Source organism: Aquabacterium sp., from assembly GCF_016195855.1.
Taxonomy (GTDB): domain Bacteria; phylum Pseudomonadota; class Gammaproteobacteria; order Burkholderiales; family Burkholderiaceae_C; genus Aquabacterium.
On the sequence record NZ_JACPYU010000016.1, the window covers coordinates 215928 to 237040 of the forward strand.

Consider the following 21113-nt stretch of genomic DNA (forward strand, 5'->3'; position numbering starts at 1 on the left):
GAGGTGCGCTCTGAGAGTGCCAAGCCGCCCGTAGTCGAACTTCACACAAGCTGCGTGCCAAATGCGACCGAGATTCGTCCAGGCAATGAGGCTTGCTGGCAACTCGTCCCCCGACCGTGAACTCACTTGCTTGCCCTTGCCGTTATCGCGGCGGAAGTCCGCAATGGTCTTGAAGTCGGGGGCCAGCCTACCGATCAGCCACATCAACTCTACGTTGCGCTGGCACTCACGCTCCAGCCGGCGACTGGACTGGATGCGGTTCAGATAGCCATACAGCTTCAGCATCACCGACGGGTGATAAGAGGGCCGCCCGGTTGCCGCCGGGCTTGCGCCGTCGAAGCCCAAGGCCACCAAGTCCAACTCACCGATAAAGACATCTACGATTCGTACCGTGTTGTCTTCTGCAATGAAGTCGTCCAGGCACTCAGGCATCAAGGTAACTTGGTGCCTGTCTTGTCCCTCGATGAATCTGGGCATACGTGACCTCCATGTAGTCACGTGCATGCAAACCCGGGGCCAAGTTCCAGCGAATCAGCGAGTTTTCACACAGCCTCAGCCTATTGCTGACATCAAAGAGCTAGACGTCCAGTTTGCAGCGGTTGCGGCTCGTCACCTCAAGCGGTTCGACTCACGCCTCCTGATCTGTCACATTGTGAATTGTTGCGAAAACAGCGGTTGCACGATACGTTTTCTGCAAGGCCGGTGCTGTTGTTGGCCAGCGATGCGGAGCGATCGATGGTAGTCCAGATAAAAATCGAACCAGCGTGCTTGGAGCTGAACGATGCGGCCGCATACGTAGGCTTGGGGAGTTCTACCTGGCAGGAGTTGGTCAAGAGGTCCCTCGCTCCGCCACCCCGCGAACTCTCCGCAAAGAGGGTAGGGTGGTTGCGAAAAGAACTCGATCAATGGCTTGATTCCAGGCCCAAATCGACGCAGCTCCCGCCACCCAACACAGGCGCCAAAAAGCCTAAGAAGCAGCAACAAGCTCTTCCCATCGCTGAGCAATCCGCGTGAGCCAAATGCGACGCTCTTGATCGTAGGAGTGCAGGTCATAAACACCAACAACCCCTGGGGCCATGTGCCCAAGCACAGCTTCAGCAACGGGCGCAGGACAGTTCATCGCAGACAGTGCGGTGCGCACGGTTCGCCTCAAATCGTGTGGTGCCCAGTGGGTGACCGTGAGGCGAGGGCGCACGTCGGTTGGGCGCGTTTTTGAGTACGGCTGATGGTAGAAGACTGCCGTTTGGATGGTTTTCTGCTGCGTGTAGCCCTCTTTGGTTGTGGATGGGAATAGATACCCAGACGGGAACAACTCCCGGCGCCTATTGACGATGCTCGCAGCACGACCGATCAGCGGGACGCGCAGATCCCCAGCTTTTTCATGCCTTGCATTCTTGGTCTTATGCTTTGGTATGGTCCACCACAGGCCATCAGCTTCCTCGCTGATCTCGCTGGCGTGCATCGAGACGATCTCGCCACCGCGGCAGCCGGTCCACAGGTAAATGGTGAGCACGTCCTCGACGACACGCGAGAAATTGGGTAGCCATTTCACGAGCGCGCCAACCTCGGCGTTTTTCAGAACTCGCTTGCTCTGGCCAACGTTTTCTCCAAGGATCTTCTTGCCCTTGGATTTCAAGTCCCCCTTGAGGATACGTTTCCACCAGTTCGGTGCATCCTCCGGGATGAGGGCGGAGTCAGCAGCCTTTTCCCAGGCTGCAGCGAGTTCCGCTTTGAGCTTCATCGCCTGGACCGGCGCATGGCTCCACCTTGAGATGAGGGCGTGCGCCTGCTTTCGTGTGTACGTCTCCACCTCGGCTGAGGCGTCGTCCCCCAACATTTTCTGAAACATGCGCGTGAGCTCTTTGCGCCCCTTTTCGGCGCGATTCACGGCGACGTGTTTTGTCAAATAGTCAGCTGCCACGTCACCAACGGTCACGCGTCCACCAGCCTTCTTCTTTTGAGCTTCCTGGGTGGCGACCTTCCTGGCGGCCTTCTTTTCCAGCGCAGGATCCAGGCCAGCATCACGCTTGTCGCGAGCAAGCTCCCACGCTGCCTCAGCCTTGCGGATAGTCATCGCCGGGAAGTTCCCTAGCTTGATTTGCCTCAGCTTTCCATCTGCCGGGCTGCGGTAGCGGTAGATCCATGTGCGCCCACTCGCTGTCGCTTGGACACGAAGGCCGGGGCATTCTTCGGTGGTAATGTGCTCGCCTGGCGCAAGCTTCTGGATGTCTCTGGCGTCAAACATGTTGGTGTAGGTTTTCTCGGCTGCTCACTGGTGTGGTGTAGGTTTTTGTGAGAGGGCTCTAAAACCCATACTGTATCGCCAAGTGAGGCCGGGTGCAGATGGGCGTGGCTGGTATTAAGCGAAAGAGCGGCTGATGCTGCAAGTTGTTGATTTAAATAGAGAAAATGGATAAAAAGCAGCAAAATCAATCACTTGCAAGCGGCGAGTTTTCCTCTCACACGCCCATGATGCAGCAGTATCTGCGCATCAAGGCCGAACATCCCGACACCCTCGTGTTCTACCGCATGGGGGATTTCTACGAGCTCTTCTTTGACGATGCGCGCAAGGCCAACCGCCTGATCGACATCACCTTGACGGTGCGAGGCCAGTCTGCTGGCGAGCCCGTGGTGATGGCGGGGGTGCCCGTTCATGCGGTGGAAACCTATCTTGCCAAGCTGATCAGGCTGGGCGAGTCGGTGGCCATTGCCGAGCAGGTGGGCGAGGTGGGCCTCAACAAAGGGCCGGTGGAGCGCAAGGTGGTGCGCGTGGTCACGCCCGGCACGCTGACCGACACCGAGTTGCTCAACGAGCGCGCCGATGCGCTCTTGCTGGCCGTGGTCATGGACAAGCGCGGGCGCCATGCCGAGCACGCCGTGCCTTGTGCGCTGGCCTGGCTGGGCTTGTCCAGCGGCAAGCTGGGCCTGACCGAATGCACCGAGCGCGATCTGGCCGGCTGGCTGGCGCGCCTGCAGCCTGCTGAAATCCTGTTTGACCGCGAACGCATCCCGCCCACGTTGCAGCCTTTGTTGACGCAAGGCGGCAAGAGCGTGGCCATGACCAGCCGCCCGACCTGGCAGTTCGATTCGGGCCTGGGCCTGCGCAAGCTGTGCGAGCAGCTGCAGGTGAGTTCCTTGCAGGGCTACGGCGCGCAGGACCTGAGCCTGGCGCACTCGGCGGCGGCCGCGCTGCTGAGCTTTGCCGAGCACACGCAGGGCAGGGCCTTGTCGCACGTGGCTTCGCTTGATGTGCCGCGCACCAGTGAACTGCTGGACCTGCCGCCCGCCACGCTGCGCAATCTGGAGTTGACCCAGACGCTGCGCGGCGAGGACGCCCCCACGCTCCTGTCCCTGCTGGACACCTGCCGCACCGGCATGGGCAGCCGCGCTTTGCGCCAATGGTTGACCCAGCCTTTGCGTGACCGCGCTACGGCCCGCGCCCGGCATGACGCCATCGCCTGCCTGTTGGCGCCACCGGCCATGGACCAGGGCCACGAATCACTGCGTGAGGCCTTGCGCCAGATGAGTGACGTGGAGCGCATCACGGCGCGCGTGGCCCTGCGCCAGGTGCGCCCGCGCGAGCTGGCCGGCCTGCGCGACACCTTGCTGACCCTGCCCGCGTTGCGCCAGCGCGTGCCCGATGCGGCTCCCTTGCTGGCCCAGCTGCACACTGCCTTGCAGCCTGATGCGGCCATTGCCCAGCAACTGCAGGCCATGCTGATGGAGACGCCCGCGGTGCTGCTGCGCGATGGCGGCGTCATCGCCACGGGTTTCGATGCCGATCTGGACGAGTTGCGCGCCATCTCGCAAAACTGCGACGCCTTCCTGCTGGAGCTGGAGGCCCGCGAGCGTGCGCGCACCGGCATCAGCAACCTGCGCGTGCAGTACAACAAGGTGCATGGCTTTTACATCGAGGTCACGCAGAGCCAGGCCGACAAGGTGCCGCTGGACTACCAGCGCCGCCAGACACTCAAGAACGCCGAGCGCTTCATCACGCCCGAGCTCAAGGCTTTTGAAGACAAGGCCTTGTCTGCGCAGGACCGCGCCCTGGCCCGCGAGAAGTTGCTGTTCGATCAGCTGATCGACTTCCTGCAATCGCATATTGCGGTGCTGGGTGCCCTGGCGCGTGCCTTGTCCTCGCTGGACGCGCTGGCCGCTCTGGCCGAGCGTGCCGCCACATTGGGCTGGACGCGCCCTGATTTCAGCCCGCATCCCTGCATCGAGATCGAGAAGGGGCGCCACCCCGTGGTCGAGGCACGCCTGATGGAAACCAGCGGCGCGGCCTTCATCCCCAATGATTGCCGCTTCGACGCCAACCGCCGCATGATGATCGTCACCGGCCCGAACATGGGCGGTAAGTCGACCTTCATGCGCCAGGTCGCGCTGATCGTGCTGCTGGCCGCCATGGGTTCCTACGTGCCGGCTGCATCCTGCCGCCTGGGGCCCATCGACGCCATCCACACCCGCATCGGTGCCGCGGATGACCTGGCCAACGCCCAGTCCACCTTCATGCTGGAGATGACCGAGGCCGCGGCCATTGTGCACAGCGCCACCGAGCATTCTCTGGTGCTGATGGACGAAATCGGGCGGGGCACCTCCACCTTTGATGGCCTGGCCCTGGCCGGCGCCATCGCCAGCCATTTGCACGACAAGAACAAGTCCTTCACGCTGTTTGCCACCCACTACTTCGAGCTGACCGCGTTGCCCGAGAAGCACCCCCGTGCGCTGAACGTGCACGTGGGCGTGGCCGAGTCGGGCGACGACATCATCTTCCTGCACGAGTTGCAGCACGGCCCCGCCAGCCGCAGCTACGGCGTGCAGGTGGCTCGCCTGGCCGGCATGCCGCACTCGCTGATCCGGCAGGCACGTGCCACGCTGGAATCGCTAGAGGCGCAGCAGCGCCATGCCGATGACCAGATCGACTTGTTCGCTCAGGTAGGCGCGCCAGGTGGCATCGACCTGGACGAGCTGGCCGCCAATGCCATGGCCAAGGGTGGCGCAGTCCTTGCTGATGCTCAGGGCGAGACCCTGACGCCAGCCGAAGCACAGACATTGAGCTTGCTGGCCAGCATCGACCCGGATACCCTGACACCTCGTGAGGCGCTGGATGCGCTGTACAAACTCAAATCGGTGATCTCATCATGACCTACTGCGTGGCCATGCGCCTCAATGCCGGGCTTGTCTTCCTGTCGGATTCGCGCACCAACGCGGGCATGGACCAGATCAGCACCTTCCGCAAGATGACGGTGTACGAGAAGACGGGTGAGCGCGTGCTGGTGTTGCTGTCGGCGGGCAACCTGGCCATCACCCAGGCTGTCAAGCAGCTGCTGGGCAGCGAAACGATAGAGGGCTCTGACGGCGAGCCTTGCACGATCTGGACGGCCAAAAGCCTGTTCGACGTGGCACGCATTGTGGGCAGTGCGGTGCGCAAGGTGCATGCACGCGACGCCGAGGCGCTCAAGAAGCACGGCATCGATTTCAACTGCAGCCTGATCATCGGCGGGCAGATCAAGGGCGAGACCATGCGCTTGTTCAATGTCTACGCCGCTGGCAACTTCGTCGAGGCGGGCATTGATGGTGTGTGCTACTTCCAGATCGGCGAGTCCAAATACGGCAAGCCCGTGATCGACCGCGTGGTCACACCGCTGACGCCCCTGCAGGAGGCCGCCAAATGCGCCTTGATCTCGATGGACTCGACGCTCAAGTCCAACCTGTCGGTGGGCTTGCCGCTGGACCTGATGGTCTATGAAGGTGATTCGCTGGAAGTGGACAAGCTCATCAACATCGATGACACCAATACCTACTTCCGCATGATCCGCACCAGTTGGGGGCAGCGCCTGCGCCAGGTGTTCGACTCCATCCCCGACCCGACCTGGCATGGCGAGCAGCCTGATCTGGCCAGCAACGGCGTGCCGTCTCAGGCGCAGGCCATGAACCCGCTGAGCAAGATCACGGCGCCCAACGGCTGAGGCGCCTGACCTGCTTGCTGGCCAGCCTGCTCGGCCTCAACCCCAGGCTTGCGCAATGCGTTCGTTGGTCGGGTGGCGATCCAGCCACCAGACCACGAAGAGGCAGCCCGCCACAGCCAGCCCGGTGGCCAGCAGGAAGGTGGGGCCGTAGCCCAGCCTGTCACCCAGCACGCCGCCCGTCAGGCTGCCCAGGCTGCTGACGGCCACGACCACGCTGGCCAGCAGGGTGTAGTCGGTGCCCGCATGATCCGGGTCGCAGGCGTCCATCATCAAGGTGAACAACACGACCGTGGCCATGGTGCCCACGATGCCTTCCAGCACCGTGGCCGCCCATAGCAGCTCGACACCGCCAAGCCCGAACGCCACGGCCACGTACAGGCCGAAGCCCGCTGCCTGCGACAGGCCTGCGAACAGCGTGGCTTTGCGGCGCCCCATCTTGTAGGTCAGCCAGCCGCCGATGCTGGCGCCCAGCAGGCTGGTGCCGGAGCCGACAGCACCCTTCATCACCGCGATCGTGCTTTTGCTCACCCCGTGGTCCAGCAGGAAGGGGGGCAGCAGCGAGTTCAGGATCTGGTCGCCAAAGCGGAAGCAGAAGATCAGGCCGAAGAAGGTGAGCATGCCGGGCGCCAAAGCCCGATGCAGCCAGCCGAGCACCAGCGCCATGCCTGCAGGGCGCTGAGGCGCATCCACCCGCCGTGCTGGCTCCTTGAGCGGCAGCACAGGCAGGATGGTGAGGCCCAGCAAGGCGGCCATGCACAAGAACATCACCTGCCAGCCCGTCTGCGCAAAGAGCCACAGCAGCAGGCCGCCACCCAGGATCATGCCCAGGCGGTAGGCGCCGACCTGAATCGCGTTGGCCAGGCCGCGTTCCTTGGTGCCCAGCAGCCGCACGGCCAGGCCGTCGGTGACGATGTCCTGCGAGGCGGCAATCAGGTTGATCAGGAAGACGGCGGCAAACAGCACGATGCTGCCGGTCTGCATTGGCAGCTGGGACAAGGCCAGCGCCATCAGGCAGGCGCTGCACTGAAAGAACATCAGCCAGCCCCGGCGCGAGCCGTGGTGATCCAGCGCGGGTGCCCACAGGAACTTGATGCCCCAAGGCAGCGCAAGGAACTGCAGGAAGCCAATGGCTGTCAGCGACCAGCCGGCATCACGCATCAGCACCGGCAGCGCCAGTGTGAAGAAGCCGAAGGGGATGCCTTGTGCCGTGTACAGGCCACTCAGCAGGGCAATGCGTTGCGCCTGGCTGTTCTGGGCTGGCCCACTCATGCCTTGTGGGACGTGGTGCCTGCTTCGCGATCCAGCTCGTCGATGCAGGCCTTCATCTGCGCATGGCACTTGGCCATCAAGGCGGGCATGTCATCCAGCGTCAGGCCGGCTGTGGGGATGGGGGCCAGGGCGCGCATCGCGACCGTGCTGCTGCGCCAACGATTGAGGCTCATGCCGCGCACATAGTTGTTGGCGCACAGCGGGATGATGGGCACCCCGGCATTGATGGCCATCTGGAAGGCACCCTTCTTGAATGGCGCCAGCCCCTTGCCGTGACCACGGGTGCCTTCGGCAAACACCCAGATGGTCATGTCCTTGTGCTGCAGGGTGTCCGTGGTGGTCAACATGGCCTTCTTGGCCTGGATGGCATTGCCGCGGTCGATCAGCACGTTGCCAGCCAGCCAGTAGAGCTGCCCGAAGAACGGGATCCATTTCAGGCTGGTCTTGCCCAGTGTGACCGTGCGGTGCGGCACGGCGTGCCCGAACACGAACAGGTCGTAGTTGGACAGGTGGTTGGCCACGATCACCGCGGGGCGCTGGTGTTTGAGCACGCCGTCGAGCTCAAGGCGCATGCGCAGGCCCAGGATGTACTGGGCCGGTACCGCATAGAAGCGGGCCGCGATGCGGCTGTTGTCGGGGTTGAAAGGGCGGCAGATGCTGACCAGCAGACCCAGCAGGCTGGCCAGTACGAAGTGCACGCATAACAACAGCATGCGCAAGGGCAGAAGCATGACTAAACCTTGAAGTGCGTCAATCGGCGCCCGCAAGCGCCATCAGGCGTCGAGCACCAATTTGTTCGACGCGGGGAAAGCGGTGCAAAGATACACCGCATTGCCCAACATATTGCCGACGACGTCACCTTCTCGAAGAATCAACTTGCAAGTGCCACACATGCCTTGTCTGCAACCGGTCTCGACGGGCACGCCGTGCCGCTCTGCGATCTGCATCAGGCTCAAGCCCTGATCGGCCTCCGTCAGCTGCACGCGGCGGTCCAGGTGGCGGAAGTAGATCTCGGCTTGCGCGGCCTTGAAGTCCGCCGGCGTCAGCGGTTTGATTTCATGGGCCACGAAGCGCTCGCTGTCGAGCTTGCCCAGGTCGTAGCCCATTTCCTTGAGGATGTTGACGACCTTGTCCATGAAGCCTTGCGGGCCGCACAGGTAGATATCGCGCTCGCGGAAGTCCGGGAACAGGGCTTCGATGTTGCTGACGTCCAGCGTGGGCGCGAACTGCCCCGAGGCCTTGTCTTGCGCGCTGGGGCGGCTGAGTGCCTCGACCAGCGACAGGCCTTCGCTGCGCCAGCGTTGCAAGGTGTCCTTGAAGATCACGTCTTGCGCGGCACCGAACTGGGCGTACATGGCCATGTCCGGGCGGATGTGGTAGCCCAGCAAGGACTTGAGCATCGAGTAGCATGGCGTGATGCCTGCGCCGGCACAGATGAACAGGATCTTCGACTGCTGGCGATAGCAGAAGTGGCCTTGTGGCTGGCCGATGCTGAGCACCATGCCGGGCTTGAGCTCGGTGTGCACCCAGTTCGAGAGCTTGCCGCCCTTCACGCGTTTGACGGTGATGGTGAAGCAGTCGTCCTCCATCGGCGACAGACTGTAGTAGCGGCTCACCGCCTCGCCATTGACCTTGGCGTTCAGTGCGATGTACTGGCCGGGCTCCATGCCTTTCCACAACTGGTTGGGCATCAGGGTGATGGTCTTGACGTCCGGGGCCTCGTCCTTGATGCCCACCACAATGGCCTGCAGATCGTAGGTCCAGATGAAGTCGTTCCAGCGACGGTTGAAGTCCGTCATGGTGTTGCTGGCGACATAGTCCAGCCAGTCGCGGCCAATGTGCTTGAGGGCCCAGCGGTTCAGGCGGGACAGCATCGCCTCAAGCATGGCCGGTTCCTGCGGGGTGCTGCTGCGTCTGCGCGGCGGGTGGGAAGGAGTGCTTCCACATCACCGACACGTAGTTTCGGATGGCACGGCCCCAGGTCGGGTTGCACTTGTAGTCGACACCGTACTTGGCGCACACGGCTTTGACTTCCTTGGCCATGTCCGGGTAGTGGTGCGAGGGGATGTCCGGGAACAGGTGGTGCTCGATCTGGTAGTTCAGGTGGCCCCACAGGATGCTCATGCGGCGGCTGCCCTTGAAGTTCACCGACGACTCCAGTTGCGACAGGTACCAGTGGCCCTTGTGCTTGAGCGCGTCGGCAGATTGAAGCGGCTCGGTGAAGTGCGTGGCCTGGATCGTCATGCTGATCCAGTAGTTGTTGATGGCATCGGCCAGCATGTTGCCCAGCAGCACCTTCAGCCCCGAAAAGCCGGTCGCGGCAGCCAGCAGGGGGAACACGATGTATTCCTTGGTCAGCACGCGCCAGATCGAGCGGCTGTTGCGCTTGTTGAGTTGCTCGTCGCTTTGGCCGGCGGTGTCCACGGGGGCGTAACCCTTGTTGCCCTCCGGGAAGGCGCGCTCGCGGAACTTCTGGCCAAAGCCCAGGTTCTGCGAGTTGAACTGGTAGAGCATGGTCGGGTAGGCCGCCAGCAGGTACATGGGCACCTGAAAGAGGTGCCGCTTGTTCCAGGGCGTCAGGTCATTGGTGCGCAAGATGCCGTGGTTGAGGTCCGGGTCCATCTCGAACACATTGGTGTGCACGTGGTGCAGGCCGTTGTGCTCGCGGCGCCAGCCTTCTTCGTCCACGGGCGCCTTCCACTTGAAGTTGTGCGCGTGGAACTGCGGGATCTCGGGAAAGTAGTCATACTGCCCGTGCAGCACGTTGTGCCCGATCTCGATTGACTCGATGTTGCGGTGCAGCCAGGTGAAGAACACCCCCAGCGAGAAGGTGATCGGCTCTGGGCTGACCCACAACAAACCGCGGCCAATGGCTTCGAAAATGCGAGAATTGCGCCGAAGTCCCTTGATATAGGCAACATCCTTGGGGCCAAGCTTCGCGCGATAGCGTTGCTTGATGTCGTCGATTTCCTTCTCGATCTGGTCAAACAGGGCGGGATCGACGTTGAGGAGCGCCGAGGGGCGTCCCGTGAAGATGTTGTGGGTCATGAAGGCCGGGTCCGGTGTGATGGCGGCGCGGTGCGCAAACTGCCTGGGCGCAAAAGCCGCGCAGTATAGAAGACTGCTATGGGTTAACCGGGCCCCAGTATCGAGGGGCTTGATGTGGCGCAATCCGCGGTTCAAGGCCCCGACAAACCCCTATAATGCCGCTTTACCACCGCAGCGCCCGCCTCATTCGCGGGCGCTTTTGCGCAATGACCAAGTTTGTCTTCGTCACGGGCGGTGTGGTGTCCTCGCTAGGCAAGGGCATCGCCGCCGCGTCACTGGCCGCCATTCTCGAATCTCGTGGCCTCAAAGTTACCCTGATCAAGCTCGATCCGTACATCAACGTCGATCCGGGCACGATGTCGCCTTTCCAGCACGGCGAGGTCTTCGTGACCGACGACGGCGCTGAAACCGACCTCGACCTGGGCCACTACGAGCGCTTCATCACCACGCGGATGAAGAAGGCCAATAACTTCACCACCGGCCAGATCTACAAGAGCGTTCTGGAAAAGGAACGCCGTGGTGATTACCTGGGCAAGACCGTGCAGGTCATCCCCCACATCACCAACGAAATCCAGGACTACGTGCGCCGTGGCGCGGGTGTGGGGACGGCCGATGCCGTGGACGTGGCCATCGTTGAAATCGGTGGCACCGTGGGCGATATCGAGTCCTTGCCCTTCATGGAGGCTGCCCGTCAGCTGTGCCTGAAGGCCGGCCCGACCAATGCCGCTTTCGTGCACCTGACCTACGTGCCCTTCATCGCGGCTGCCGGCGAGCTCAAGACCAAGCCGACCCAGCACACCGTGCAGAAGCTGCGCGAAATCGGTATCCAGCCCGATGCGCTGCTGTGCCGTGCCGACCGTGCCATCCCCGCTGATGAGCGCGAAAAGATCTCGCTGTTCACCAACGTGCCCGAGTCCGGCGTGATCTCGGTGTGGGATGCCGACACCATCTATAAGGTGCCCCGCATGCTGCACGAGCAGCATCTGGACGACCTGATCTGCAACAAGCTGCAGCTGCAGACCAAGCCCGCCGACCTGTCGCGCTGGGACAACCTGGTCTACGAGGTCGAGAACCCCAAGAAGGCCGTCACCATCGCCATGTGCGGCAAGTACACCGACCTGTCGGATTCGTACAAGTCGCTCAACGAAGCGCTGCGCCACGCCGGCATCCACAACCACGCTCGCGTCAACATCGAGTACGTGGATTCTGAAACGCTGACGCCTGAAACCGTCTCGCAACTCAAGCAGTTCGACGCCATCCTGGTGCCCGGCGGCTTCGGCAAGCGCGGTGTGGAAGGCAAGATCTGCGCGGCCCAGTTCGCCCGTGAAAACGGCATTCCCTACCTGGGCATCTGTCTGGGCATGCAGGTCGCCACGATCGAATACGCACGCCACAAGGCTGGCCTGACCGACGCCAACTCCACCGAGTTCGAGCCCAACACGCCGCACCCCGTGATCGCCTTGATCGACGAGTGGCTGGACGCCGACGGCACCGTGCAAAAGCGCGATGCCTCGTCTGACCTGGGTGGCACCATGCGCCTGGGCGCGCAGTCTTCCGACGTGAAGCCCGGCACCATTGCGCACGAGATCTACGGCCCGGTCGTGACCGAGCGCCATCGCCACCGCTACGAAGCCAACGAGCGTTACCTCGATCGCCTGCAACAGGCTGGTCTGGTGATCTCGGCCATCACGCAGCGCGAAAAGCTCACCGAAATGGTCGAGCTGCCCAAGGCGGTTCACCCCTGGTACGTGGGCGTGCAATTCCACCCCGAGTTCAAGTCGACACCGTGGGGCGGCCACCCGCTGTTCACCGGCTACATCAAGGCCGCCCTGGAGCACCAGGCCGCCACCCAGAAAGCCTGAAGGACCTCACCATGAAGCTCTGCGGATTTGACGTCGGCCTGAACCATCCCTTCTTCCTGATCGCCGGCCCCTGTGTCGTCGAATCCGAGCAGTTGCAGATGGACACGGCAGGTACGCTCAAGGAGATCACCTCTGCCTTGGGCATCCCCTTCATCTTCAAGTCCAGCTACGACAAGGCCAACCGCTCCAGCGGCACCTCCTTCCGTGGCCCGGGCATGGAAAAGGGCCTGGAGATCCTGGCCAAGGTCAAGCGTGAGCTGAACGTGCCCATCCTCACCGATGTGCACACCGAAGCCGAGATCCCCGTGGTGGCCTCGGTGGTGGACGTGCTGCAGACGCCGGCCTTCCTGTGCCGCCAGACCGACTTCATCCATGCTGTTGCCCAGTGCGGCAAGCCGGTGAACATCAAGAAGGGCCAGTTTCTGGCGCCTGGTGACATGAAGAACGTGATCGACAAGGCCCGTGCCGCTGCGCGCGAAAAGGGCCTGAACGACGACAACTTCATGGCCTGCGAGCGTGGCGTGAGCTTCGGCTACAACAACCTCGTGTCCGACATGCGCTCGCTGGCCATCATGCGTGAGACCAATGCACCTGTCGTGTTCGACGCCACCCACTCGGTGCAACTGCCGGGCGGGCAGGGCACGTCTTCGGGCGGCCAGCGCGAGTTCGTGCCCGTGCTGTCGCGTGCGGCCGTGGCCGTGGGCATCTCGGGCCTGTTCATGGAGACCCACCCGGATCCCTCCAAGGCCATGTCCGACGGTCCCAACGCCGTGCCGCTCAAGCACATGAAGGCCTTGCTCGAAACCCTGGTCGAGCTCGATCGCATCACCAAGAAAAACGGCTTCCTGGAGTCGAACTTCTCCTGATGCCGCGGGTCCGACGCGGGCCGCACAATCTTTCGCTTCCGTTTTTGTTTTTGTTTTTTCTTATCTTCTAATTTTCTTCCTGAGGAAACCCAGATGAGTGCCATCGTTGACATCATCGGCCGCGAGATCATCGACAGCCGAGGCAACCCCACCGTTGAATGCGACGTTCTGCTGGAGATCGGCGTCATGGGCCGTGCTGCCGTGCCGTCTGGCGCGTCCACCGGTTCGCGCGAAGCCATCGAGCTGCGCGATGGCGACAAGTCGCGTTACCTGGGCAAGGGCGTTCTGAAGGCCGTTGAGCACATCAACACCGAAATCGCCGAAGCCGTTCTGGGCCTGGATGCCTCCGAGCAAGCTTTCCTGGACAAGACCCTGATCGACCTCGACGGTACCGACAACAAGGGCCGCCTGGGTGCCAACGCCATGCTGGCCGTGTCGATGGCCGTGGCCCGCGCCGCTGCTGAAGAAGCCGGCCTGCCCCTGTACCGCTACTTCGGTGGCATGGGTGCCGTGCAGTTGCCCGTCCCGATGATGAACGTCATCAACGGCGGCGCACACGCCAACAACAACCTGGACATCCAGGAGTTCATGATCCTGCCCGTGGGCGCGCCCACCTTCCGTGAAGCCCTGCGTTACGGCGCCGAAGTCTTCCACGCGCTCAAGAAGATCCTGCACGACAAGCACATCAGCACCGCTGTGGGCGACGAAGGCGGTTTCGCGCCTTCCGTGGCCAGCCACGAAGAAGCCATCCAGCTGATCCTGCAGGCCATCGAAGCCGCCGGCTACACCGCTGGCGAGCAGATCATGCTGGGCCTGGACTGCGCCGCTTCCGAGTTCTTCAAGGACGGCAAGTACCACCTCGAAGGCGAAGGCCTGAGCCTGACCGCCGAGCAGTGGACCGACATGCTGGCCACCTGGTGCGACAAGTACCCCATCATCTCGATCGAAGATGCCATGGCCGAAGGCGACTGGGCTGGCTGGAAGCACCTGACCGAGCGTCTGGGCAAGAAGGTCCAACTGGTGGGTGACGACCTGTTCGTGACCAACACCAAGATCCTGAAGGAAGGCATCGAGAAGGACATCGCCAACTCGATCCTCATCAAGATCAACCAGATCGGCACCCTGACCGAAACGTTTGCCGCCATCGAGATGGCCAAGCGCGCCGGCTACACCGCCGTGATCTCGCACCGCTCTGGCGAAACCGAAGACAACACGATCTCCGACATCGCCGTGGGCCTGAACGCTGGCCAGATCAAGACCGGTTCGATGAGCCGCTCCGACCGCATGAGCAAGTACAACCAGCTTCTGCGCATCGAAGAAGACCTGGGCAACGTGGCCGTGTACCCCGGCCGCAGCGCCTTCTACAACCTGCGCTGATCCCCATTCAGGGTTAGCAAGCCGCAAGACGGGGCCTGAGCCAGACTCAAGGCCCCGTTTTTCATTCGGCCTCTCGTGGATAATGTGAGCATGCGTTTCGCCGCCATCATCCTCCTGGCACTACTTGCAGTGGTTCAGGCCGAACTCTGGTTCGGCAAAGGTGGTGTGCCGCGCGTGATGGCCTTGCGTGCGCAGGTGCAAACCCAGCAGCGCGCCAATGCAGAGGCCCAGGCCCGCAACGAGCAGTTGTCTGCCGAAGTGCGCGACCTGCAGGAAGGCCTGGAGATGGTCGAGGAAAAAGCCCGCACCGAGCTGGGCATGGTCAAGCCCGACGAAATCTACGTCCAGCTGACCACCAAGCTGCCTCAGGTCACGCCCGCCCCCTCGGCGCCATCGGCGCCTTGAACATGGCCTTCGGTCCGGATGGCCTGGCAGCCTCCCTGGTGTGGCTGGACCCTTGGTTGGCCCCCAGTTTCACCGCATGGGGTGTCCCGGTCAGCCAGCTGGAGTGCTGGGCATTCGTGCTGTCCTTGTTGATGGTGGGCTTGAACCTCAAGGTCAACGACCTGGCCTGGCCACTGGCCATCATCAGCTCGGTGCTCTACGGCCTGCTGTTCGCGCGCAGCAAACTGTATGGCGAAGCCAGCCTGCAGCTGCTGTTCGTGATCATTTCTTGCTGGGGGTGGTGGCAATGGGTGCGTGGCGTGGGCCGTGATCAACGCCCTTTGAGTGTCCGCACCTTGAGCCCATCCGGCCGCTGGCTGGCGCTGTGCGTGAGCCTGCTGCTGTGGCCAGCGCTGGGCTACCTGCTGCACCACATCACCGATTCAGACGTGCCCTATATGGATGCCTTGCCCACGGCCGGCAGCGTGGTGGGCCAATGGTTGCTGGCGCGCAAATGGGTGGACAACTGGCCTTGCTGGTTGCTGGTCAACCTGATCAGCATGGGCTTGTTTGCTTACAAGCAACTGTGGCTGACCGTGCTGCTTTACGGGCTGTTTGCGATCTTGTCCGTGGTGGGCTGGCGCGCATGGCTTCGCATGAGCCAGCAAGCCCCAAGCTCGGCGGCGGGGGGCTGAGATGCCAGGGCAGGTCATCGCCTTGTTGGGCGCCGAGAGCACCGGCAAGACCACGCTCGCGCGGGAGTTGACGCGTGTTTTGACCGCGCGTAGCCTGGACGCCGTGATGGTGCCCGAGCTACTGCGGCTGTTTTGCGACCAGCAGGGGCGCACGCCCTTGCAGCATGAGCAAGCCATGATCGCCGCAGAGCAGACGCGTCAGATCGAGCTGGCCCGGCAAGCGCACCGCATCGTGCTGGCCGACACCACGGCGCTGATGACGGCCGTGTACAGCGAGCACATCTTCCATGACCCCAGCTTGTATGCCCAGGCCTTGGTGGACCACGCACAGGTCCAGTCCACGCTGCTGATGTCGCTGGACCTGGCCTGGACGGCGGACGGCTTGCAGCGCGATGGCGCCCATGTGCGCGAACCGGTTGATGGTCTGATCCGCTCGGCCTTGCAGGGTGCGGGGCAAGGCTACGCGGTGGTGGCGGGGCATGGCACGGCGCGCGTGGACCATGCCTTGTCCGTGATCGAGCACCTGCTTGACGAGCCCGCCAGGCAACAGCGCAGCGTGGGCGCGCCCCGCTGGCGCTGGTTCTGCGACAACTGCGACGATGGCGAGTGCGAGCAGCACTGGCTCGCGCCCAAACGCTGAGTCAGCGCTGAGCCAACCATGAGTAACGACACCGCGCCCCTGACCATCTTGTGGCAGGACGAGGACATGGTGGCCGTGCACAAGCCCGCCGGCTGGCTGGTGCACCGCACCGGTCTGGATGCGCACGAAACCCGCTTTGTCATGCAGACCTTGCGGGATCAATTGGGGCGCCATGTGTTTCCCGTGCACAGGCTGGACAAGGGCACGTCCGGCGTGCTGCTGATGGCCTTGCACGCGGATGCGGCACGGGCCCTGTGTGCGGTGTTCGAGCAGCACCAGATTCACAAGCGCTACATCGCGATGGTGCGGGGCTGGCCGCTTGCTGCGCAGACCGTGGACCATGCGCTGCGCCCCGAAGATGCCCCGCCCGAGGCACCGGCGCAGCCCGCTTGCACCACCTTCCGGCGCCTGGCCACCTTGCAACTGGAGGTGCCGGTTGACCGCTACCCCAGCACGCGCGTGGCCCTGGTGGAGGCGCAACCCCTGACAGGCCGGCGCCATCAGATCCGGCGCCACCTCAAGCACATCGCACATCCCATCATCGGCGATGCCACGCATGGCAAGGGGGCGCACAACCGCTGGTGGGCGCAAGAGCTGGGGCAGCAGAGACTGTGGTTGCATGCGCTGTCGCTGCAACTGGTTCAGCCCCTGTCCGGGCAGCGCCTGAGCCTCGTGTCTCCGATACCCTCGGGTGCAGATGATGCGCTGGCGCTCAATCAGGACTGGGCGCATCTGCTGCGCCACCATTCCTGGCAGGTCGAGTACCCCATAGACCCGGGCGCCTGAGCCCAGCCCTTCTTCACGCGTTCATCACGCCTTATTGCAGCCGGGACGAGCTGGGCGGTGTGTCTGCGCCATCGCTGAACAACTCGGTGGCATCCACCGGGTCGAATACATAGTGCTGCCCACAGAAGTCGCAGCCGATCTCGACCTGGCCTTGCTCGGCCACGATGGAGTCGATTTCTGCCTGACCCAGGCTGCGCAGCATGTTGCCCACGCGCTCACGCGAGCAGGTGCAGGCAAAACGCGGGCCATCGGCGCCTTGCTGTGGCTCGAAGTAACGCACGTCCTCTTCCCAGAACAGGCGCCGCAGGATGGTGGGCGCATCCAGTGTCAGCAACTCTTCTTGCGTCAGCGTGGACGCCAGGTGCGCGATGCGGTTGTAGTGCTCGGCCATCTCGATCGGGTCGGCTTCATGTGCTGCAGCGCCCTCCAGGTTGCCTTTGCCCTCTACCGGCAGGCGCTGGATCAGCAGGCCGGCGGCAACCTCGTCGTTGGCAGCCAGGATCAGCTTGGTTTCCAGCTGCTCCGACTTGCGCATGTACTGCTCCAGCACCGCGCTGATGTCATGCAAGGGGGCGCCGTCCTCGCCATTGAGGGGCACCACGCCTTGATACGGCTGTTGGCCGGGCAGGCGGTCCTTCGGGTCCAGCGTGATCGCGCAACGCCCTTGTCCATTCACATTGACCATGGCTTCAAGAGGCAGGCGGCCGTTGTCGGTGGCGGGCAACTCACCCACCACCTTGGCCGTGGAGCGAAAGCTCAGATCCGGCTGGACTTCGGTCACGGCCAGCTTGACCGGGCCATCGCCAAATATCTGCATCACCACCGCGCCATTGAACTTGATGTTGGACTGCATCAGCACGCCCGCGGCGCTCATCTCGCCCAGCAGGCGGCGCAGCGGCGCATCGAAGGCGCCAGCCGACTCCCGGCGGCGCAGGGCCTCCTGCCAGCCATCGGTCAGGCGGACCAGCATGCCCCGCACGGGCAGGCCTTCAAACAGAAACTTGTGCAATTCACTCATGGGGTTCTTTACTTCGCGGGCACGTCAATGCGCACCATGTCTGTCTTGTATTGGGCCGATTTGGCCACATACAAGGCCGTGCCGATGTGCATGCGGGCCAGATCGCCTTCGCTGAGCGGGCGCACGGCCTTGGCTGGCGAGCCCATGATCAGCATGCCGTCTTCGAACACCTTGCCCTCGGTGACCAGCGCGCCGGCCGCCACGAGGCAGTTCTTGCCGATCACCGCGCCATTGAGCACCACGGCCTGGATGCCGATCAGCGAACCATCGCCAATGGTGCAGCCGTGCAGCATGGCCTGATGGCCCACCGTCACGTCCTGACCAATTGTGAGCGCATAGCCGATGTCGGTGTGCAGCACGGACGATTCCTGCACATTGGAGCGCTCGCCGATCACGATGGGTTCGTTGTCGCCCCGCAGGGTCACGTGCGACCACACGCTGGCGCCTTCCGACAAGGTCACGTCGCCGATCACATCGGCCGACTCGGCCACGTAAGCGCTGGGGTGAACCTGGGGGGCCTTGTCGTTGATGCGGTAGAGCGCCATATGAAATGGCCGGGCAAAAGCCTCGGCGCGGCAGTAGAGGGGATCTGCGATTTTAAGAGTGTTGCGCAAGTCCTGCTTGATGCCCTCTGACACCCCTGGCTGGAATCTATGATGAGAAAATAAGCCATCTCAACCCGACACAGCATGGGTACAAGCATGAAAACCGTTGGCGACAAACTGGAACATTTCAAGGTCGTGGGCGTCAAGCCTGGCTTCAATCAGCCCGAAGAGCATGGGCAGTCGGCTTTTGAAGACATCACGGAGCAGAGCTTTCCGGGCAAGTGGAAGGTGATTTACTTCTACCCGAAGGACTTCACGGCTGTGTGCGGCAGCGAGGTGGCGGCGTTCGACAAGCTGGCCAAGGCGTTTTCAGACCTCAACGCCGTGCTGCTGGGCGGCTCGACCGACAACGAGTTCTCCAAGCTGGGCTGGCGCCGTGAGGCCGCCGAGTTGGACAAGCTGGGCCACTACAACTTTGCCGATGAAACCGGCTCCCTGGTTGACCAACTGGGTGTACGTGACAAGCAAGCCGGCGTGGCCTTGCGCGCCACCTTCATCGTGGACGCCGACAACGTCATCCAGCACGTGTCGGTCAACACCCTCAAGGTCGGCCGCAATCCCGAGGAAATCCTGCGTGTTCTGGATGCCCTGCAAACTGACGCCTTCTGCCCTTGCAACCGTGAGCCAGGTGGCGCCACGCTCTGATCGTCATGCTGATTTTGCTGTCCCCCGCCAAGAGTCTGGACTATGACTCCGCTCCCACAACCGACAAGCACACCTTGCCGCAATTTGCCAAGGACGCCGCGGCCCTGATCGAGGTGCTGCGGCCCTATACGCCTGCGCAGATCGCGTCGCTGATGGACCTCAGCGATGCCTTGTCCACGCTCAATGTGGCGCGCTACGCAGCCTGGAGCCCGAAGTTCACGGCGAAGAACAGCAAGCAGGCCATCCTGGCCTTCAATGGCGACGTGTACGAAGGCCTGGACGCCGCCAGCCTGAAACAGGCGGATCTGGACTGGGCGCAGGAGCACGTGGGGCTGCTCAGCGGCCTGTATGGCATCTTGCGCCCGCTGGACTGGATGCAGCCTTACCGCCTGGAAATGGGCACCCGGCTGCCCAACCCCAGGGGCAAGGACCTGTATGCCTGGTGGGGCGACACCCTGGCCAAGCACCTCGATGCCAAGCTGGCAGAGCAAGGTGATGACGTCATCATCAACCTGGCCTCCCAGGAGTATTTCAAGTCGGTCAAGCGCAAGGCGCTCCAGGCGCGCGTGGTCGAGTGTGTGTTCGAGGACTGGAAGGGTACAGGCTGGAAGGTCATCAGCTTCCACGCCAAGCGTGCACGCGGCATGATGGCGCGTCACGCCATCGTTCGCCGTGCCCGCAAGCCGGCGGACCTGCTGGATTTCAGCGCCGAAGGCTACGCCTACGACAAAACGGCTTCAGAGCCTGATCGCCTGGTCTTCAGGCGGCGGTTGAACAATTGAATTGAACAGGAGCGCGCATGACGGGGCAACTGATCACGCCGGAGCTTCGCCGCTGGATCATTGAGCAGGCTGAAGCCGGGCACGCCGCCGACACCGTGCTGGCCGCCATGATGGCCAGTGGCTGGGAGGAGGGTGTGGCGCTGTCTGCCCTGGAAGAGGTCATGGTTGAACGCGCCACCCAGGCTCAGGCCGGCATGGGGCGGGTGCCCGATGTCTCAGCCGAGGGGGTGTCGGAAGTGTGGGCCCATGACAAGTCGGTGAAGATCCTGGTGCAGATGAAAAATCCGCGCGTGGTGGTCTTTGGCGATTTTCTCTCGCTGCAGGAGTGCCAGGACCTGATTGACCTGGCCACGCCTCGCATGATGCGCTCACAGACCGTGGTCAATGCAACCGGGGGCAGCGAGGTCAACGAGGCGCGGACCAGCCAGGGTATGTTCTTTACGCGCGGTGAAAATGAACTCTGCGCCCGTATCGAAGCGCGCATCGCGGCCTTGGTGAACTGGCCGGTTGAGAATGGGGAAGGCATCCAGATACTCCGGTATGCACCGGGCGCCGAATACAAACCCCATTTTGATTATTTCGACCCGACCCAACCTGGATCCGCCGCCATCTTGAAGCGCGGGGGGCAACGGGTCGGCACGGTGGTGATGTACCTCAATACCCCTGAGGCGGGTGGCGCCACCATATTTCCGGACGCGGGGGTTGATGTCCATGCCGTGGCCGGGCAGGCGGTGTTTTTTGCATATGGCATGCCGCATCCCTCCACCAAGACCCTGCACGGCGGCGCGCCGGTCAAAGAGGGGGAGAAATGGGTGGCCACCAAATGGCTGCGTGAGCGCGCTTTTGAATGAGTGAAAATTTTTTGTGCAGTGTGTCAACCGAATCGAAAGCCCCCTCGTTTTGTGTCTACAGGTTCGGCTGTGACCGGGTCTGACAAGCAACCACATACCTCTTTGGAGTTTTCTCATGAAAAAGCTGATCGCCGCTCTGATCGCCTCGATGTTCGCTATTGGCGCTTTCGCCGCTGAAGCCGCCTCTGCTCCTGCTGCTGACGCTGCTGCCTCTGCTCCTGCCAAGAAGGCCAAGAAGGCTCACAAGGCCAAGGCTGCCAAGAAGGCTGCTGCCGCTTCCGAAGCTGCTTCGAAGTAATTCAGGCGGTCCGGTCAA

General features: G+C 62.7%; 21 protein-coding genes and 1 pseudogene. 14 read left to right on the forward strand and 8 right to left on the reverse strand.

The annotated features are described in order from the left end of the window. Nucleotides 1–138: 138 nt before the first annotated feature. Nucleotides 139–477, reverse strand: a pseudogene (locus HY019_RS14370) (transposase); the annotation flags it as partial. Between the two features lie 258 nt (nucleotides 478–735). On the opposite strand from HY019_RS14370, the gene HY019_RS14375 reads away from it, so the two are divergent. After that, entirely contained in the window at nucleotides 736–1014 is a 279-nt protein-coding gene (locus tag HY019_RS14375) for an AlpA family phage regulatory protein (protein ID WP_290694209.1), read from the forward strand. On the opposite strand, the gene HY019_RS14380 is transcribed toward HY019_RS14375, so the two are convergent. Further along, complete coding sequence (locus HY019_RS14380; RefSeq protein ID WP_290693268.1) at nucleotides 968–2245, reverse strand: integrase family protein; 1278 nt, start codon at nucleotides 2243–2245, stop codon at nucleotides 968–970. The genes HY019_RS14375 and HY019_RS14380 overlap by 47 nt on opposite strands. 224 nt (nucleotides 2246–2469) lie before the next feature. Here HY019_RS14380 and mutS point away from each other — a divergent pair, with 224 nt between their 5' ends. Further along, the gene (mutS, locus tag HY019_RS14385; protein WP_290693271.1) at nucleotides 2470–5145 is read left to right on the forward strand and encodes a DNA mismatch repair protein MutS; all 2676 of its coding nucleotides are present in this window, start codon (nucleotides 2470–2472) and stop codon (nucleotides 5143–5145) included. Further along, the gene (locus HY019_RS14390; protein ID WP_290693274.1) at nucleotides 5142–5969 is read left to right on the forward strand and encodes a proteasome-type protease; all 828 of its coding nucleotides are present in this window, start codon (nucleotides 5142–5144) and stop codon (nucleotides 5967–5969) included. Before mutS ends, HY019_RS14390 begins: the two co-directional genes overlap by 4 nt. A 36-nt stretch (nucleotides 5970–6005) precedes the next feature. Here the strand turns inward: HY019_RS14390 and HY019_RS14395 are convergent, their stop codons facing one another. From HY019_RS14395 to HY019_RS14410, 4 genes are read right to left on the reverse strand one after another with little or no spacing between them, the layout of a single operon-like run. Beyond that, nucleotides 6006–7238: an MFS transporter gene (locus HY019_RS14395; protein ID WP_290693277.1), complete on the reverse strand. Its 1233-nt coding sequence runs from the start codon at nucleotides 7236–7238 to the stop codon at nucleotides 6006–6008. Next, a complete protein-coding gene (locus tag HY019_RS14400; protein ID WP_290693280.1) occupies nucleotides 7235–7969 on the reverse strand; it encodes a 1-acylglycerol-3-phosphate O-acyltransferase in 735 nt (244 codons plus the stop codon). Before HY019_RS14400 ends, HY019_RS14395 begins: the two co-directional genes overlap by 4 nt. Nucleotides 7970–8011: 42 nt before the next feature. Then, the gene (locus HY019_RS14405) at nucleotides 8012–9124 is read right to left on the reverse strand and encodes a flavin reductase family protein (RefSeq protein WP_290693283.1); all 1113 of its coding nucleotides are present in this window, start codon (nucleotides 9122–9124) and stop codon (nucleotides 8012–8014) included. Further along, nucleotides 9117–10286, reverse strand: coding sequence for an acyl-CoA desaturase (locus HY019_RS14410; RefSeq protein ID WP_290693286.1), 1170 nt, complete (start codon nucleotides 10284–10286; stop codon nucleotides 9117–9119). Before HY019_RS14410 ends, HY019_RS14405 begins: the two co-directional genes overlap by 8 nt. Nucleotides 10287–10492: 206 nt before the next feature. On the opposite strand from HY019_RS14410, the gene HY019_RS14415 reads away from it, so the two are divergent. The 7 genes from HY019_RS14415 to HY019_RS14445 all read left to right on the forward strand — a co-directional run bounded on the left by HY019_RS14415 (nucleotide 10493) and on the right by HY019_RS14445 (nucleotide 16896). After that, on the forward strand, nucleotides 10493–12148 hold the full coding sequence (locus HY019_RS14415; RefSeq protein WP_290693289.1) for a CTP synthase: 1656 nt from the start codon (nucleotides 10493–10495) through the stop codon (nucleotides 12146–12148). An 11-nt stretch (nucleotides 12149–12159) separates the two neighbouring features. Beyond that, nucleotides 12160–13014 (forward strand): 3-deoxy-8-phosphooctulonate synthase, encoded by an 855-nt coding sequence (gene kdsA / locus HY019_RS14420; protein ID WP_290693292.1) that lies wholly within the window; start codon nucleotides 12160–12162, stop codon nucleotides 13012–13014. 93 nt (nucleotides 13015–13107) lie between these two features. Then, a complete protein-coding gene (gene eno / locus HY019_RS14425) occupies nucleotides 13108–14391 on the forward strand; it encodes a phosphopyruvate hydratase (RefSeq protein ID WP_290693294.1) in 1284 nt (427 codons plus the stop codon). A 90-nt stretch (nucleotides 14392–14481) separates the two neighbouring features. Continuing rightward, nucleotides 14482–14796, forward strand: coding sequence for a cell division protein FtsB (ftsB, locus tag HY019_RS14430; protein WP_290693295.1), 315 nt, complete (start codon nucleotides 14482–14484; stop codon nucleotides 14794–14796). Between the two features lie 2 nt (nucleotides 14797–14798). Continuing rightward, on the forward strand, nucleotides 14799–15470 hold the full coding sequence (pnuC, locus tag HY019_RS14435) for a nicotinamide riboside transporter PnuC (RefSeq protein WP_290693298.1): 672 nt from the start codon (nucleotides 14799–14801) through the stop codon (nucleotides 15468–15470). A 1-nt stretch (nucleotide 15471) separates the two neighbouring features. Further along, nucleotides 15472–16110, forward strand: a complete 639-nt coding sequence (locus HY019_RS14440; protein WP_290693301.1) for an ATP-binding protein — start codon at nucleotides 15472–15474, stop codon at nucleotides 16108–16110. Between the two features lie 18 nt (nucleotides 16111–16128). After that, a complete protein-coding gene (locus HY019_RS14445) occupies nucleotides 16129–16896 on the forward strand; it encodes a pseudouridine synthase (RefSeq protein ID WP_290693304.1) in 768 nt (255 codons plus the stop codon). Nucleotides 16897–16927: 31 nt separating this feature from the next. Here HY019_RS14445 and HY019_RS14450 read toward each other — a convergent pair whose 3' ends face one another. Together HY019_RS14450 and HY019_RS14455 are read right to left on the reverse strand one after the other, a co-directional pair. Next, entirely contained in the window at nucleotides 16928–17914 is a 987-nt protein-coding gene (locus tag HY019_RS14450) for an Hsp33 family molecular chaperone HslO (RefSeq protein WP_290693307.1), read from the reverse strand. An 8-nt stretch (nucleotides 17915–17922) separates the two neighbouring features. After that, entirely contained in the window at nucleotides 17923–18459 is a 537-nt protein-coding gene (locus tag HY019_RS14455) for a gamma carbonic anhydrase family protein (protein WP_290693310.1), read from the reverse strand. A gap of 156 nt (nucleotides 18460–18615) precedes the next feature. Here HY019_RS14455 and HY019_RS14460 point away from each other — a divergent pair, with 156 nt between their 5' ends. The 4 genes from HY019_RS14460 to HY019_RS14475 all read left to right on the forward strand — a co-directional run bounded on the left by HY019_RS14460 (nucleotide 18616) and on the right by HY019_RS14475 (nucleotide 21095). Continuing rightward, nucleotides 18616–19164 (forward strand): peroxiredoxin, encoded by a 549-nt coding sequence (locus HY019_RS14460; protein ID WP_290693313.1) that lies wholly within the window; start codon nucleotides 18616–18618, stop codon nucleotides 19162–19164. Between the two features lie 5 nt (nucleotides 19165–19169). Beyond that, nucleotides 19170–19946 (forward strand): peroxide stress protein YaaA, encoded by a 777-nt coding sequence (gene yaaA / locus HY019_RS14465; RefSeq protein WP_290693316.1) that lies wholly within the window; start codon nucleotides 19170–19172, stop codon nucleotides 19944–19946. Nucleotides 19947–19963: 17 nt separating this feature from the next. After that, complete coding sequence (locus tag HY019_RS14470) at nucleotides 19964–20797, forward strand: 2OG-Fe(II) oxygenase (protein WP_290693319.1); 834 nt, start codon at nucleotides 19964–19966, stop codon at nucleotides 20795–20797. 115 nt (nucleotides 20798–20912) lie between these two features. Beyond that, nucleotides 20913–21095: a hypothetical protein gene (locus tag HY019_RS14475; RefSeq protein WP_290693321.1), complete on the forward strand. Its 183-nt coding sequence runs from the start codon at nucleotides 20913–20915 to the stop codon at nucleotides 21093–21095. The last annotated feature ends 18 nt before the right edge of the window (nucleotides 21096–21113 follow it).

What these genes read in the sequence shown, in the direction of transcription:
- HY019_RS14445 (WP_290693304.1), top strand. Translation starts at nt 16,129, where the DNA reads ATGAGTAACGACACCGCGCCCCTGACCATCTTGTGGCAGGACGAGGAC.
- HY019_RS14455 (WP_290693310.1), bottom strand. Translation starts at nt 18,459, where the DNA reads ATGGCGCTCTACCGCATCAACGACAAGGCCCCCCAGGTTCACCCCAGC.
- HY019_RS14410 (WP_290693286.1), bottom strand. Translation starts at nt 10,286, where the DNA reads ATGACCCACAACATCTTCACGGGACGCCCCTCGGCGCTCCTCAACGTC.
- HY019_RS14375 (WP_290694209.1), top strand. Translation starts at nt 736, where the DNA reads ATGGTAGTCCAGATAAAAATCGAACCAGCGTGCTTGGAGCTGAACGAT.
- eno (WP_290693294.1), top strand. Translation starts at nt 13,108, where the DNA reads ATGAGTGCCATCGTTGACATCATCGGCCGCGAGATCATCGACAGCCGA.
- pnuC (WP_290693298.1), top strand. Translation starts at nt 14,799, where the DNA reads ATGGCCTTCGGTCCGGATGGCCTGGCAGCCTCCCTGGTGTGGCTGGAC.
- HY019_RS14460 (WP_290693313.1), top strand. Translation starts at nt 18,616, where the DNA reads ATGAAAACCGTTGGCGACAAACTGGAACATTTCAAGGTCGTGGGCGTC.
- mutS (WP_290693271.1), top strand. Translation starts at nt 2,470, where the DNA reads ATGATGCAGCAGTATCTGCGCATCAAGGCCGAACATCCCGACACCCTC.
- HY019_RS14400 (WP_290693280.1), bottom strand. Translation starts at nt 7,969, where the DNA reads ATGCTTCTGCCCTTGCGCATGCTGTTGTTATGCGTGCACTTCGTACTG.
- HY019_RS14470 (WP_290693319.1), top strand. Translation starts at nt 19,964, where the DNA reads ATGACGGGGCAACTGATCACGCCGGAGCTTCGCCGCTGGATCATTGAG.
- HY019_RS14380 (WP_290693268.1), bottom strand. Translation starts at nt 2,245, where the DNA reads ATGTTTGACGCCAGAGACATCCAGAAGCTTGCGCCAGGCGAGCACATT.
- HY019_RS14415 (WP_290693289.1), top strand. Translation starts at nt 10,493, where the DNA reads ATGACCAAGTTTGTCTTCGTCACGGGCGGTGTGGTGTCCTCGCTAGGC.
- HY019_RS14450 (WP_290693307.1), bottom strand. Translation starts at nt 17,914, where the DNA reads ATGAGTGAATTGCACAAGTTTCTGTTTGAAGGCCTGCCCGTGCGGGGC.
- HY019_RS14395 (WP_290693277.1), bottom strand. Translation starts at nt 7,238, where the DNA reads ATGAGTGGGCCAGCCCAGAACAGCCAGGCGCAACGCATTGCCCTGCTG.
- HY019_RS14405 (WP_290693283.1), bottom strand. Translation starts at nt 9,124, where the DNA reads ATGCTTGAGGCGATGCTGTCCCGCCTGAACCGCTGGGCCCTCAAGCAC.
- HY019_RS14475 (WP_290693321.1), top strand. Translation starts at nt 20,913, where the DNA reads ATGAAAAAGCTGATCGCCGCTCTGATCGCCTCGATGTTCGCTATTGGC.
- yaaA (WP_290693316.1), top strand. Translation starts at nt 19,170, where the DNA reads ATGCTGATTTTGCTGTCCCCCGCCAAGAGTCTGGACTATGACTCCGCT.
- kdsA (WP_290693292.1), top strand. Translation starts at nt 12,160, where the DNA reads ATGAAGCTCTGCGGATTTGACGTCGGCCTGAACCATCCCTTCTTCCTG.
- HY019_RS14390 (WP_290693274.1), top strand. Translation starts at nt 5,142, where the DNA reads ATGACCTACTGCGTGGCCATGCGCCTCAATGCCGGGCTTGTCTTCCTG.
- HY019_RS14440 (WP_290693301.1), top strand. Translation starts at nt 15,472, where the DNA reads ATGCCAGGGCAGGTCATCGCCTTGTTGGGCGCCGAGAGCACCGGCAAG.
- ftsB (WP_290693295.1), top strand. Translation starts at nt 14,482, where the DNA reads ATGCGTTTCGCCGCCATCATCCTCCTGGCACTACTTGCAGTGGTTCAG.